The sequence below is a fragment of the Polyangiaceae bacterium genome, from assembly GCA_020633205.1.
Lineage (GTDB): Bacteria > Myxococcota_A > Polyangia > Polyangiales > Polyangiaceae > JAHBVY01.
This window is the reverse complement of sequence record JACKEB010000011.1, coordinates 267,156-280,919: the sequence shown is the minus strand read 5'-3', so window position 1 is coordinate 280,919 and position 13,764 is coordinate 267,156. Positions and strand designations below refer to the sequence as shown.

Genomic DNA, 13,764 nt, shown 5'->3' with positions numbered 1-13,764 from the left:
TCAGTTTCAGCCGTTTCTGTCTCTGAAGGTCTGAAGCGCCTGATCGTAGGACTTGTAGGGCCAACCGCCCGGCCCACGTCCACGACGCCCCGCCGGTGGGGGCGAGAAGTTCGTCCAGTTCTCGCGACGCGAGTTGTGGAACGGACGCCCTTCCCCGATGTTCTTGGGGTCGGGCGCACCATACTTGGCCATGAGGTTCGCGAACAGCTGACTGCAATTAGGACAAGGCGCGCGCTTGTTCTTGTTGTCCTTCTGGCGCGCAGTCACCTTGTAGTCTTTGAGGTGCTTCTGCACCGTGTCGATGTCATTGGGATCGATGGGCGGAGGCTCACGGCTCCGCAGGAAGTCTGAGAGATGACGCGGCTCAGCACATGCCGCAGGACTCCGTGGCGAACCGTGAGAGTCCGCCAGGGAGGGTCGCGCGAGCGACGCCTCCACCACGGGGTGCAGGAGCCCAGGACGCGAGGAGGGAATGCCTTCCGTGCTCGCACTGCCGCGACCACGCACGCCGGAGCCCGTTGCCATCATTCCTGCGCGCCCATCGATGTCTATGAAGTCGAAGGGGCGGTTGCGCGCGTAGCCGAAGACATCGGTCCCCCCCGCGAGGCCAATCGGTTCTGGACTCAGATAGCGCCCAACCTCCGGATCATAATAGCGAAAGCGGTTGTAGAAGATCCCCGTCTCCTCGTCTTCCCAGTGACCGGTGAAGCGAGCCTGAGTATCCGCCTGCGCTCCAGGTAGCGGGTGCAACTCGCCGAACGCGGCGGGCTCATAGACGGTGAGCAATTGCCCCGCGGAATTAATCAACGCCTGAGCGCGCCCCGTTTGGTCGTTGAGGTGGTAGACCCAGTCCCCGTTGTCGTTGCCCACCTGCTTGCGGTGCGCGTACGGGTTGAGCTCACCCGGCATGTAGGCGAAGGTCAGGAGTTCCTCACGCGTGCGCTCTTCGCCTTCCACGCTCTCCTGCACGTCATGGAGGCGTGCATCGCCATCCCACACGGTGCGCTGTACCCTCAGGAGCAGGCCATCCCTGTCATGGTGCCGCTTCTCCACCCGCCTCGCGAAGCAGTCGTAGACGTACTCGTACCGATCGCCACTCGGCAGCACCACGGCGGAGACCAGGTTGGCGGCATTCCATTCGAACTCGAACTTGAGTGTCGCGTCTCCTCGAACCACATGCTTCGCGACCACGCGATGGGCGGCATCGTACTCGTAGCGGGTACTTCCTGCCTGGTCGATGCGGCCACCCGGAGCGTAGATACACGCGCGGCCCTGCGGTTGCACCTTTCCGTCTGGCTGATAGGCAAAAGTTTCCGTGGAGAACTTCGGATTCGACAGCTCCAAGATCTGACCGAGAGGGTCGTGCTTGAAAGACGTGGTACCCAGCACGTTGTCTGCAGCCTGCTCAGGAAGCTGCGTACCTCGAATCCAGGTAAACGCCTGATCAAAAACCGCGTTGGGATTGCGCCCCACCCACTCCGGCTCGCGAGTGTTTGGCGCAGCCGCCTTGGAGAGTTCCCTGAAGGCAAGGCGCCGGTTCTGGTCGTACACAGTGCGGACGTGGGCGCCGCTCGCGAAGCGATGTTCGACCTCCGCGTCGCTCGCGTCCCAGGCTAGATGGCTGATCTGTCCGTCCAGATCGAGCAGTAATGGCATTCCACCGGGAGTGAGTGTTTGAGCGAGCTGATAGCCACAGGACGTCGAGATCCTCACCCGCCCGACGTCATCGTACTCACTCTCGATGGTCTCGGTGCCGCTCGCGAGCTTCTGAACCTCACGTATCAGTTGCCCTCTTGGATCGTAGACAAACTCGGTCTTCACGACGTCGTTGTCAGCACTCAGCGTGCGCCCGACCCAGTCGTAGGTAAAGCGCTCGACGGTTCCGTCGGGCAACTCCCGCTCCGCAATCCTACCTAGCGGGTCATACGTGATGTCCGTGATGCCACCGAGTGGGTCCTCGACCCGTACCAGCTGCCCCATGGCGTCAACGGTGTAGCGCTGGCGTCGACCATCGAAGGTCTCTTCCTCGACGACACGACCTTCACTGTCGCGATGGATACGATGATGTTCGCCTGCGGCGTTGATCACACGCACCATCGAACACTCGCGGTCGTAGCGGAAGTGCACGACTTCGCCGTTGTTCTTCCGCACGGCGTGCACCAGATCGTAGCCACCCCACAACAGCTGTTGCGTGCCGAGCGGGGAGACGATCTGAGTGAGATGGCCGTCCGGGTTGTACGCGTAGTCCATGCGGCCACCGTCAGGCATCACCACGCTCAAGAGCTCGCGCTGGCGCCCGTAGCCATACACCGTGCGATTGCCGTGTTCGTCGATCTCCTGGGTCAGCAAGCCAAAGTAGTTGTAGGAGAGCTCGCGGCTGCCGCCGTTGGGCTCGGTGATCTTCACGGGGTTGCCCATGGAATCGTACTCGAAGCGCGTGGTCCCGTTCGGTGACACCGCTCTCACGATCTGCCCGAAGACATCCCGTTCGTAACTCACGAGCGCACCCATCAGGTCCGACGCTTGGAGCAGGTCACCCTGATCGTTGCGGACATAGTCCAGCGTATTGGTTGGATAGACCGCACGAACGAGGTGACCGCGGTCGTCGTACTCCCAGCGCGATTCATTTCCGAGTGGATCAATCTCCGCGGTACACAACCCGCGCTCATCGTACTTCCACTCCCAGATCGCCCCCACGCCGTCCTCATAGTCGACGTGATTGCCGTCGTCGTCGTAGTGGGATTCATGGACGCCGTCCCCAAAGATGACCCGCTCCAGCGCCCCGTTCTGCACGTGGTAGCGCCTCAAGCTGCGCGAGGTGACGACTTCTACGTAGCCATCGTCTCCATACTCGATCCGGTGATGCAGATAGCCCCTGGCTGGACTTCCGTCGGCGAGTACATCCGGAACGTCTTGATCCAGGCACTGATCACCGGGGGGTGGCTCACACCAGGTCTCGAAGCAGCGGCCAAGCTGATTGTAGCGATAGCGCGTGACTAGCCCCGTAGCACTCGAGTGGGAGAGCAAGCGGTGAGCCTCGTCGTAGGTGTATGAAACCGCATTCCCGTAGGAATCCGTCGCACTTGCGAGGTTGCCCGCAGAGTCGTAGCCATACGAGCGAAAGCGCACCCAGTGCCCGTGCTCGTTTTGGATTTCGAACGCGACTATCTTGCCTGCGTTTCGCACGACGCGCCCCACGCGACCCGCGGCGTCGGAAAACTGCTGAAGCTCAGGTCCAGCGTAGTGGCACCTGACCCCATTTCCGTACGGATCTAACACGGCGCTAAGCACATACCATGCACCCGACTTGCCGGAGCCAGCGGAGCCAGGCAGCTCTGGCTCAAACAGATAGGTGAGCGAAGCCGCCCCATCCACCACACGAAAGCCATTGGGAGTCTTGGTGATCCGCAGATCTCCAACCCGTGCTTCGCCGACCCGCTCGGGCAGCGGCACCTCGAACTGATTCCCGTGGCCATTCCACAGCTTGAGTCGGCGCCGCCCGGCGTGGATCTGCCACCCCAAGGAGTGCGTCCAACCCGGTCCAAGCCCGATGTCACGATCCTTGCGGAGGCTGTCGTAGCTCCTCTGAATGAGGAATGTCATCGGCCCCGTGAGGACTACGTCAGTTGCCGCGACGGTAAACACGCGGCCGCTGCTGAAGTCCACCGGATCGCCTGCGGTCGTGCCGTTATTGCCATGTTTGGGATTCGGGCATCCACCGCCGGATCCTTCTCCGGATCCATCAGCATTGTTCCCCTCGCCCTTACCGTTCTTGTCATCCTTGTCGCCCTTACCTCCCTTGCCGTCTTTACCGCCCTTCCCATCTTTCCCGCCGTTGCCTCCACCACCGGAGCCGGCGCCAGCGGCGAAGAGACCGGGGTTCATTCCGGGAATCGCTGGGAGGTTCGGAACCGGAGCGGTGCGTGCCATGAACGAAGTCTAGGCCGACATGTGCATAGAGCGTCAACACCGTGGCTCATACGCATTCCCAATCGCGAGCCCGTTGTGTTTCAGCGCTATAAGTCGAACTACGCTCAGGTTCGGCGCTAAGGGAAGGTCGTGTATCGCTCAGCGTAATAACGCGGGACGTTCAGGGCGACTCCCACCCCGTGATTCCCGAACGCGATGTCCGCATTGCCGTCCTTCATCAACGGGCGCGAACGAAGCAAGTCCCCCACGGAAACGCTCGACCATCCTCAGGGTAGCCAGCGGACGCCCAGCGCAGCCGGGCACCGATAGTCCGAGCCAGCGCCTCGAGATGGCCTGGCGATTGCGGATACCGTAGCTTTCCGTGGCGCCTTTTTTGGGGGGGAGCGTCCACGCTGAGCCGACTACGCGCAGAGGTGGCACTCCGCGATCTTCACCGCTACCCTTGAGGCCATGCGCCTCCCTCCCTGCTTGTGTGCCTTGGTGTTGCTCGTTGGTTGTAGCGGGAGCGACGACGGCGCCGGTGGCGCTGGGGCGTCAGGCGGCTCAGCTGGAGACGGCGGAAACGCTGGCCTTGGTGCAAACGGCGGGAGCAGCAGCGGTGGCAGCGCCGCTGGAGGCAATTCAGGCGCTGGTGGCAGCGCAGGAAGCTCTGGCGGCAGCGCAGGCGCGGGAAGCAGCGGCGGGAGCAGCGGCGCGAGCGCTGGAGGCAGCAGTGCTGCTGGTAGCAGTGCCGGAGGCAGTAGTGCTGGCGGCAGCAGTGGCAGCGCAGGCAGCGGGGGGGGCACGAACCTCGCGGTGCTCCCCAGCGCGGGCTGCGGCAAGACCGGCGCCGCCACGGGCAAGCTCCCAGGGCAAAGCAGCAGCGTCAACGGCGTACCTCGCGGATACGATCTCTTCGTGCCCAAGGCCTACGACGAGACCAAGCCCATCGCACTGGTCTTCACCTATCACGGCGCGGGCGGCACCGCGAACACCAACCAGTTCAAGTTCGATGACTTCAGCGAGGCCCACGGCGGCACGTCGATTCAGGTCGCGCCTCAAGGCTGGACAACCCCAGAGTGGGACTCGAACCATTTCGTCCCCTTCAACCTGGACGACAGCGTTCAGCTCTTCGATCAGGTGCTGGACGAACTATCGAACAACTACTGCATCGATCTAAACCGCGTGTTCGCCATGGGGCACAGCAACGGTGCCCAGATGGCCTTCCACCTGGGATGTCTCCGCGGGGATAAGCTGCGCGCGATCATGCCCAACGCCGGCCGCTGCTTCTCCTACGGAGCAGGCGTGTGCGATCCGGATCACTCCGCTTCGAGCCAGCAGTGCAAGGGCAGCGTGATGGTGTTGAGCGTGATGGGTGAAGACGACACCACCCGCCACGCCGACGAAGCCGCCACGGTGGAAGGCTTCCGCCAGCGCGCCGGATGCAGCACTCAAACCGAAGCGCGCGACCCATCACCCTGCCAGCGCTTCCTCGGCTGCGATGCCAACGCCGAGGTGGCGACTTGCCGCATTCCCGGCATGGCCCACGCAATCTGGAAAGCCGGCGAGGCCGGCGTGTACGACTACCTCTTGAGTTTGTAGTCCTCGCCGTGAAGTTCGCGCCCGGAGGCGCGAACGAAACAACAATTCACCGAGTGTCAAACGCGAGCTGGCGTTCCGCGCGGACCTGGGACAGCGTGCTCCGTATGAAGCTGTTCGCGCCGCTGGCGATCTTGGGTTGCGCGCTCGGAGTCGTGGGAGGCTGTTCGAGTTCCACACCGGAGGAAGCGCGAGTCGGCGCGTGTGATGGCCAGTCGACTTGCACCGTGGAGGAGCTCTGCGCAGTCGCCAAGTGTGGTGGCGCCGCGACAGCACGCTTCAACGCCGACGGCTGCATCCGCCGGAATTGCACCGCCAGCAGCCAATGCGCGACGGGTGAAGTCTGCTTCTTGCCAGGCCTGGTGGAGAACACCTGCCTACCCAGTGGCCGCAGCTGCGAGATCTATGAGGGGCGCTGCACCTGCGGTGGGACGGCCGACTGCGGTGGCGGTGGCCTCTGCGTACCGGAAGCCGAAATCCCGGAGGATACGTGTGTCGTCCCGGACGACTGCAACAGCCTGAAGGATCGCATCGAGAACCTCGAGTACTCGAAGTTCCACGGGGTCTTCACACCAGAGGAGGACGTGGCCCTACAAGTCGATTCCTGCCTCACGGAAATGCGTAAGCGTCAGATCGAGCTCGCCTGCAACAACGCCCCGTGCGCCGCCCAGGTCTCGTGCTCGAAGGAGTCAGTCTGCGCCAGCGAGACTTGCGGCGGCCCAACCGCCCGTTTCGACTCCGAAGGCTGCGCGCGTCAGCCTTGTGAGCAGAGCAGTGACTGTGAAGGAGACCAAGTCTGCTTCTTGCCAGCTTTGGTGGCAGACACGTGCGTCGCCTCGAACGTCGAGTCCTGCACGGAGGAGGACGGCACCTGCAATTGCTCGAAGTCCGCTGACTGCAGCGGCTCAGGCTTCTGCATCGCGCCGTCAGAAGTACCAACCGAAGACTGCGTCGTCCCGAGCGACTGTGACGCCCTGAAGAATCGCTACGACCAACTCCAGCAGGCAGCCACTACCGCGCAATCGGATCTCACGGATCGCATCACCGCCTGCATCGCCAGCGTCGAGAGCAAGCGCCAGGAACTGAACTGTCAGTGAACTCAGCTAGCGGGCGGAACATCGAATTGATACGCCGTCGCGCGAGCGGACTCCCGTGTTGCGAACTCCTGCGCGAAGACGCGTAGTCGAGGATACGCCTCGAGAGGCAGCGTCTCACGCCACTGGATGTGATCCAGCACACAGAACAAGGCCACTTCGCACAGGCTCGTCAGGCGGTCGGGTGGGAGTTCCTCGAGCACGCTTTCCAGGTGGCTTTCTAGCCAGGCGAGAGAGCCTTCGAAGCCACGCTTGCCCTTGAGGAAGAAGATGTTGTCCGCGTCTAGCTTTCCGATGCCGGTTCCGAACACCAGCTGCACCTGAGCCGCCATGGCGTGCCACACGAGCTCGCTGGCGTTGCGGCTGAGGTGGGTCGTCAGCGTCTCGGGCCAGATGATGTTGGATGCCTTGCCACTGCGCTCTGCGGCATGCTCAGCCAGGCGCCGACAGATGTTCATGGTACCAAAGAGCGGCTCTCCATCAACGCTCTCCCGCAACATCGGGATCTTCAACGTCGGATTGTCTCCGTAACAATCCGCGTCGACCTGGGTCAAATCGAAGACCGGAACCAGGGTCACCGGTACGCCGAGCTCGTGAGCCACGATGCGTACCACCCGAGTGAAGTGTGAGCTGCTGCGACCCGTGAGCTGCATGGTTCCAGTGCATAGGGAACTGGTGCACTCAACGCAAGCGAGGCCGCCGCGGCGACAACGCGCCTACGTTACTCTCATTCAGTTGCCCTTCAGCCACTCACCGAGCGCCGCTGCCGTTGTCGGCAGTCCCCAACCACGCATCATCGAGGCGTAGTTGCCAAACACGGAGCCCCGCCAAAGGAACGCACCGTGATCGCGAATCGCCTCGAGCGCCTCCCGCTGCGTGTGGTTGAGCTCACTGGCCCGCTTTGGAACTTGAGATGCACCGAACGCCAGCTGCAGCAAGCTCGCAGTCAGGGTCAGCCCGGCAGGCGCTTCGCAGCCCCGATGCTGCCGAGCAACGGCTGAGACCGCGGCTGCCCGGTGCTCGTCGGGTAGCTGTACCAGGCAGCGGGCAACCAAGCTCTGAAGCGTCTCCGCGTGAGGTGACTCAGCCTCAGCCAACTCCTCTGGCAGCGGCTCGAAGATCACCCCCAGCAGCTCAATCGGTACAGAGGCGGCGTCGGCCAATACCGCCGCGCACGCGCCGTGGATCGCTATCGTGCGATCACTCGACTTCGCCAGGCGCAGCGCATCCGGTAGGACACTCGCGCCACTCAAGATCGCCAGAGACAGCGCCGCCCAGGCGCTCCTCACCCCCTCCCCCCGAGCTAGCGGTTGCAAGAGCGGAACCGTCTGTGTTTTGACGCGCGGAAACGATGCGCAGAGCGCAATCACTTCTCCGGCGACCTGATCCGACTCCGAATTCAAGCAGGGCAACACTGCTTCGATATGTTGTTCGACAGCCTCGTAGCAGTCGCGAACCCAGATCAAATAGGGCACATCACCGCTGTAGTCTGGCTCTCCTGCTGGCGCCACTTGCCCCGCCACGGAGGCGAAGTCTGCATCAGGATCGACCCAGCAAGGGAAGCGATCTTGAGGATAGCTCATCGCGAGATGGTGGAGATAGCACACCACGAAAGCTTGCAGCGCGGGGTCCCTTGGGCCCTCCAAGAGAATATCCGCAAAGAAAGGCACCGTCGCTGCACTCGCCTGCCACACGGTCCCCTGATGAAAGACATTCCCCCAGAGGTGATACGTCACCCGATCGAAGATTGAGGTGTTGTGCTTCGCCGCGTCTTCACGCAGCTCCTTGGACGCGCGCTCGGGGTCCATCAAGGACCACAAGAGATCCGGCACGTCGGTTGCCTGACCATAGGCATGGTGAAGCTTGTCCCAGGGCACGGAGTCAATCTCGGAAAACGGCATGAACCGCAGTCTAGCCGAGTCGGCAGCGTTTGGCGCGGGCTGCATTGCCAAGGGCGCCGGACGGCACGCAGTGATGCGCCCGTGCGGATCTACTGGTCCTGCCTCGTTTGCCGGCCCCCAAGAAGACCGCGCGGATACAAGCAGCGCAACGAATTCCGCAATCGCGAGTGGCCGAGTGAACTTCGTCGGCCCGCTTCGTGATAGGCTTCTCGACTGAACGTCGGTCCCAAGAGAAAGCATGCGACGCGCAACCACCCTCCTGCTCGCCTCGTTTGGGCTGTGTCTCAGTCACGCGGCACATGCGCAGTCTGCAGGGCAAGACCTCGGCTGGAGTCCGCCTCAGGTCAGCTTCAGTCCAGGGCGCGAACGGGAAACAAACGACAAGCCAGCGTACACTGGGCCCTACAAGCTCGAGCAGCGTTGGTACGGCTGGCAGACACTGACCCTCGACGCGGTAGCCATCACGCTGGGCGCGGTCACGAAGAACGCCTACGTATTTCTAGGCGGATATGCCGTAACAGGTCCAATACTGCACCTCGGGCACGGCCAGCCCGCCAATGCCATCGGCAGCCTCGGTATCCGAGTCGCGGCGCCGTTCATCGGGATGGGGGTCGGCAAAGGTCAGGGCGGCAATGGTGAGGACGGCGATCCGGGTATCGTCTTCGGCGCCATCGTGGGGCTAGCCGTCGGTGCGATCGTGGATGCAGCCTGGCTCAGCTGGAAAGACGAGCGGATCCCGCTCCAGCAGGGCTCGGCGACGGCGCCGCTGTTCGCGGTGAGCCAGGACTCCGCGATGGCAGGCTGGCAGGGGAGCTTCTAGGCAGTGGCTGGTTCCTCTCGGAAAAGCAATGCGCTGCTCGGTCTAGCTCTGCTCGGGGCGCCCCATCCCGTAGCGCAGGGCACTGACGCGACGCCGGCAGCGCAGGCCACTGACACCTCCCCCGCTGATTCCGAACCGAAGAAGCCAGCCCAAAGCGTCCCTCCAGGCTGGCGCGCGGAGCTCGGTGTGTTTGGCGCGTGGATGCCCAGTGAGGGGCGCGGTCTGCGGCACGCTCACGGGGTGCGCCTCGGTGCAGGTTATTCGATGCTGTCCTTCGGACTCGAGTACTCACTCTATCGCGTGCCGTGGGACGGCGGTTTCTCCGACGAGTTCGAGATGGCTGTGCCCTATGTGGCGGTCAACTTCGACCTCGGCACCGCCCTCCGCGCGAGCCTGGAAGCGGCAGTGGGCTTCGGCTCTGAGGAGTACTCCGACGAATCTCCCATCGTCCCCCGCGCACGCGCCGGCATCCAGTTCGTCCAGCACTACTTCGCCGTAGGTCCTTTCGTCGGCTACAGCCACAACTTCGGCGAAGGCTACCGCGATGCCTATCGCGACGGCACCCCGGTTCCGTTCGGATTCGAACTGGGCGGGACGCTGAGCGTGTGGCTGTTTTGAGAGGTTGGGGGTGAGGGAGCAGGGTCCGAGGGTGCAGGGTCCGAGGGAGCAGGGTCCGAGGGAGCAGGGCCCGACGGCGCCGGTGGCGTCAGGGGCGCCAACTTGAAACGCTCAGGGTGGGTCGGCTTGCTGATGCCGTCGCTATTCACCAACCACGCAACGCCTGCCTGATCCGTGATGTCGTCCGCCTCGACTCCCTCAATCTCCGTGATCTTGCCTGCGCTTGAAACCAGAAACACACGCCCCGCGACGCCGAGCGTGCTTCCGTCCGCGAGTCGTCGGAGCTTGATGCCAATGCCCCAGGGCGCCGGCTGACGTACCCACTTTTCGTCGGTGCGAATCCACAGGGTGTGCGTCTCCGCAACCATCAGCGGAGCCCCCGCACCGTAGACGAAGGTGTCTCTGACCTCTGTGCGGATGGGCACATCGCGGAGCGCTTCATCGAACTGCTGCGGAAGTGGGGGCGGAGCCTGGTGCCGCTGTGTGAACGGCGTGTTCTCCCAACGCTTTGCCGTGTACGTCGCGCTCGGCAGGAGATCTTCTCCCATATCTGCCTGGGCGGCTCCATAGGCGTACACGACCTCTGGATAGGAACCGGAGAACTGCACGTGAGTCACGATGTGCTCCCCTTCGATGCCCTTGAGGTTAGCCCAAGCCTTTGCTGGCCAGAGCTCCGGCGCTTCGCGCAGCTTGCCGGCTTGCACTAGCCACACCTTCGGCGCGGGATCGGACGGATACTCGCAACGCTTCTCGCACAGGATCACCGCCTTTCCCACAGGGAAATATTCCGCGTCCGCAACACCCTCGAACGGGGTGAAGTCGCCGGTCGGTTCGTCCACCTTCGCGGGCTCAGCCGATGCGACGCTCACCGCCGGCGCGGCAGGCTCCTGTGTCGCAGCTGCTGCAGTTGCAGAAGCCACCGGGGCGGCACTCGGAGTCGCCGAAATTGGCGCGGAAGGCTCTGGGCGCAACGCCTCCGCATCTTCCTTTTTGGAACACGCGAGCAGACTCAGTACGGCCAACCCCAACACAGCGCTTCGCATGCCATCTCCCTTCTTGCAGCCCGGCATCTTAGTAGAACGGGAAGAGCCAGGGTACAATCAACAGCGAAACCAGGAGCAGGACCAGTTGCAAGGAGACACCCACCCGGAGGTAGTCTCGGAACCTGTATCCTCCGGGATTCAACACCAGCGTGTTGACCGGCGAAGCAATGGGAGTCGCGAAAGCGGTGCTCGCGGCGATAGCGATGGTCATCAAGAACGTGTGGGGGGAGAGGCCCAAATCGCTAGCCACTTTGTAGGCGATGGGAGCCACCAGCACGGTCGTCGCGGTGTTAGACACCACCTGGCTGAATGCGGACGTGAGCAGAAAGAGCACCACCAGGAGCACGTACGGACTGTGACCACCAAGCCCACTCACCAAACCGTCGACAATGAGCCGCATCGCACCCGTCTTTTCCAGTGCGGTCGCCATGGGCAAGATAGCAGCGATCAAGACCACGCTCTCCCAGTTGATCCCCCGATACGCCGCATTCGCGTCGAGGCACCGAAAGAGCACCATGCATACAGCGGCAAGGATCACCGCAATCACATTCGGGAGGATGCCGAAGGCCATCAGCACCAACATGCCCAGTGTGATCAACAGCGCAGCGAAGGCCCGGGCTCCCTCGATCTTCACATCTTCCGGCTGGCGAGGTTCGGTTACCATCACGAAGTCGCGCCGCTCGCGCACTAGGTGTTTTAGGTGCTTGATGCGACCCGTGATCAATAGCGTGTCTCCGCTCTCGAGGCGCAGATCGTGAGTTGCGAAGCCATCGCCCGCCTTCTTCGGCGCCTTGCCCACGCCGCGCACCGCGAGCACCGTCGCGCGATATCGATCCCCGAAACGCAGCTGTCGCAATGTGCGCCCGACCAGATGCGAGCGCCGGGGGATGACGACTTCCGCCACTGATTCGTCCCCAGGCAACTCGAGCTCCGTTACCTCCCGGAAACTGTCTAGACCGAGCTCGCTCGCGGCGCGCTTCGCAGCTTGCGCATCGCTCTGCACGAGCAAGACATCGCCGGCACGTAGCGTGGCGGTGGGCACCACGGGGATGGCCAGCACATCCGGCCCGACGGTACGCGCGATGCCGACCACGGTGATCTCGAAACGAGTGCGCAACTGGAGCTGTGCCAGCGTGCTCCCCGTGCAGGGCGCGCCGGGAGGCACGCGCAGGCGGTGGAGCTGCTGCTCGAGCCCGTACTCGCGCACGATATCCCGCATGACGACGCTCTGCGGTGCTTGGTCGTGCTCGCTTGGCTGACCACCCCCGGGTAGCAAGCGCCTGCCAACCAACGCCATGAACGCGACGCCTACCCCCAGCAAGATCACCCCCGCCGGGGTGAAGCTGAAGAAGCGAAACGGCTCGAGGCCTTGCTGACGTAGCTGGTCCGCTACGACGATATTTGGTGGCGTGCCGATCAAGGTGAGCAGGCCGCCGAGCAGCGAGGCGAACGCCATTGGCATGAGCAAGCGCGAAGGCGAGACCTGGGCTCTCTGAGCGAGCGTTCCGACCACGGGCAGCAGCACCGCAACGGTACCGGTGGAGCTCATGAACGCTGACAACAGCGCGGTTGCGAGCATCACCACCACCAGCAAACGTGCCTCGTTCGTCCCCGCTAGCAGACTCAACTTGCCCCCTAGCCAATCCGCAACGCCGGTGGCGCTCAGCGCACCGCCCACGACGAACAAGCCCGCGATCATCAGAACGATAGGATTCGAGAACCCCTGGACCCCTTCCGCTGGAGAGACGACCCCGGAAAGCACCAACACAAGGAGTGACAGCAACGCCACGACGTCGAGGCGCAGGCGATCGCTGACGAAGAGCACGATGGTGCCAGCCAGCGTCGCAAACACGATCAGCACGTCTTGAGTCATCAGCGCCGCCTACGTACGCGGTCCAGCGCCGGCCGACAACATCCGCCGGAAATCGTGAACGGACCACGGGAGTCGGTGGCCTCCCTGACATACGATTCCGGTGTGAACCAAGTCGTCGAGACCTCTGACCGCGCCGCAATCGAGCGCTTCCTCCGCCGCGACCCATTCTTGCATCTCTACGAGCTCGGAGACCTTGATCCGTTCTTCTGGCCACACACGCGCTGGTTCGGCTGGATGGACGAAGCCAACGAGCTGCAAGCGCTAGCGCTGCTCTACACTGGAACTGACCTACCCGTGTTGCTCGGGCTCGGTCGCGACGACGAAGGCATGCTCGGCGATCTGATCGAGGCGGCCACATCGCATCTCCCCGCGGAATTCTATGCACACCTCTCCCCAGGCCTCGCTCAGCGTCTAGCGCACCGCTTCACCGCGACCGGCCACGGCCTCCACCTAAAGATGGCTCTGCAACGAAAAGAACTGCTCTCAGACATTGATATGCACGGCGTGACGCGGCTCACACCCAGCGAACTCTGTGAGATCCTCGCGCTATACGAACACAGCTATCCCAACAATTGGTTCGACCCGCGTATGCTCGAAACCGGCGAATACTTCGGCCTTAAACACCACAACGAGCTCGTGTGCGTCGCCGGCGTGCACGTCTACTCGCGCGCGTTCCGGGTCGCCGCCCTGGGCAACGTCGCGACGCACCCAGCACACCGCGGCCAAGGCCTCGCCCGCCGAGCAGTCGCGGCATTGTGCGCGTCCCTGCTAGAGCACGTCGACTTCGTCGGGCTCAATGTGCACGCCGACAATCGCGCGGCTATCGCCTGCTATGAGCGATTGGGGTTTGTTGAGGTGGCTCAGTACGAGGAGTTCATGTTGCGGGAGCGCTGAGCAACGACGGGGA

Annotated in this window: 10 protein-coding genes; 5 read left to right on the top strand and 5 right to left on the bottom strand. The window is 63.2% G+C overall.

The genetic code is table 11. The annotated features are described in order from the left end of the window. Positions 1-6: 6 nt before the first annotated feature. Positions 7-3,930, bottom strand: a complete 3,924-nt coding sequence (locus tag H6718_07845) for a hypothetical protein (GenBank protein ID MCB9585294.1) — start codon at positions 3,928-3,930, stop codon at positions 7-9. 450 nt (positions 3,931-4,380) lie between these two features. On the opposite strand from H6718_07845, the gene H6718_07840 reads away from it, so the two are divergent. Continuing rightward, a complete protein-coding gene (locus H6718_07840; protein MCB9585293.1) occupies positions 4,381-5,511 on the top strand; it encodes a hypothetical protein in 1,131 nt (376 codons plus the stop codon). A gap of 104 nt (positions 5,512-5,615) precedes the next feature. Further along, positions 5,616-6,605, top strand: coding sequence for a hypothetical protein (locus H6718_07835; protein MCB9585292.1), 990 nt, complete (start codon positions 5,616-5,618; stop codon positions 6,603-6,605). 2 nt (positions 6,606-6,607) lie between these two features. On the opposite strand, the gene H6718_07830 is transcribed toward H6718_07835, so the two are convergent. Both H6718_07830 and H6718_07825 read right to left on the bottom strand, forming a co-directional pair. Continuing rightward, a complete protein-coding gene (locus H6718_07830; protein ID MCB9585291.1) occupies positions 6,608-7,255 on the bottom strand; it encodes a glutathione S-transferase family protein in 648 nt (215 codons plus the stop codon). Positions 7,256-7,333: 78 nt separating this feature from the next. After that, complete coding sequence (locus H6718_07825) at positions 7,334-8,503, bottom strand: hypothetical protein (protein MCB9585290.1); 1,170 nt, start codon at positions 8,501-8,503, stop codon at positions 7,334-7,336. Positions 8,504-8,741: 238 nt separating this feature from the next. On the opposite strand from H6718_07825, the gene H6718_07820 reads away from it, so the two are divergent. Continuing rightward, entirely contained in the window at positions 8,742-9,323 is a 582-nt protein-coding gene (locus H6718_07820; GenBank protein MCB9585289.1) for a hypothetical protein, read from the top strand. Positions 9,324-9,326: 3 nt separating this feature from the next. Then, positions 9,327-9,941, top strand: a complete 615-nt coding sequence (locus H6718_07815; GenBank protein ID MCB9585288.1) for a hypothetical protein — start codon at positions 9,327-9,329, stop codon at positions 9,939-9,941. On the opposite strand, the gene H6718_07810 is transcribed toward H6718_07815, so the two are convergent. Both H6718_07810 and H6718_07805 read right to left on the bottom strand, forming a co-directional pair. After that, entirely contained in the window at positions 9,872-10,984 is a 1,113-nt protein-coding gene (locus H6718_07810) for a hypothetical protein (GenBank protein MCB9585287.1), read from the bottom strand. The two genes, H6718_07815 and H6718_07810, sit on opposite strands and share 70 nt — an antisense overlap. 28 nt (positions 10,985-11,012) lie before the next feature. Next, positions 11,013-12,857 (bottom strand): SLC13 family permease, encoded by a 1,845-nt coding sequence (locus H6718_07805; GenBank protein ID MCB9585286.1) that lies wholly within the window; start codon positions 12,855-12,857, stop codon positions 11,013-11,015. A 102-nt stretch (positions 12,858-12,959) separates the two neighbouring features. On the opposite strand from H6718_07805, the gene H6718_07800 reads away from it, so the two are divergent. Further along, positions 12,960-13,751: a GNAT family N-acetyltransferase gene (locus H6718_07800; GenBank protein MCB9585285.1), complete on the top strand. Its 792-nt coding sequence runs from the start codon at positions 12,960-12,962 to the stop codon at positions 13,749-13,751. Positions 13,752-13,764: the final 13 nt, after the last annotated feature.

What these genes read in the sequence shown, in the direction of transcription:
- H6718_07840 (MCB9585293.1), top strand. Translation starts at nt 4,381, where the DNA reads ATGCGCCTCCCTCCCTGCTTGTGTGCCTTGGTGTTGCTCGTTGGTTGT.
- H6718_07810 (MCB9585287.1), bottom strand. Translation starts at nt 10,984, where the DNA reads ATGCGAAGCGCTGTGTTGGGGTTGGCCGTACTGAGTCTGCTCGCGTGT.
- H6718_07825 (MCB9585290.1), bottom strand. Translation starts at nt 8,503, where the DNA reads ATGCCGTTTTCCGAGATTGACTCCGTGCCCTGGGACAAGCTTCACCAT.
- H6718_07845 (MCB9585294.1), bottom strand. Translation starts at nt 3,930, where the DNA reads ATGGCACGCACCGCTCCGGTTCCGAACCTCCCAGCGATTCCCGGAATG.
- H6718_07805 (MCB9585286.1), bottom strand. Translation starts at nt 12,857, where the DNA reads ATGACTCAAGACGTGCTGATCGTGTTTGCGACGCTGGCTGGCACCATC.
- H6718_07830 (MCB9585291.1), bottom strand. Translation starts at nt 7,255, where the DNA reads ATGCAGCTCACGGGTCGCAGCAGCTCACACTTCACTCGGGTGGTACGC.
- H6718_07835 (MCB9585292.1), top strand. Translation starts at nt 5,616, where the DNA reads ATGAAGCTGTTCGCGCCGCTGGCGATCTTGGGTTGCGCGCTCGGAGTC.
- H6718_07820 (MCB9585289.1), top strand. Translation starts at nt 8,742, where the DNA reads ATGCGACGCGCAACCACCCTCCTGCTCGCCTCGTTTGGGCTGTGTCTC.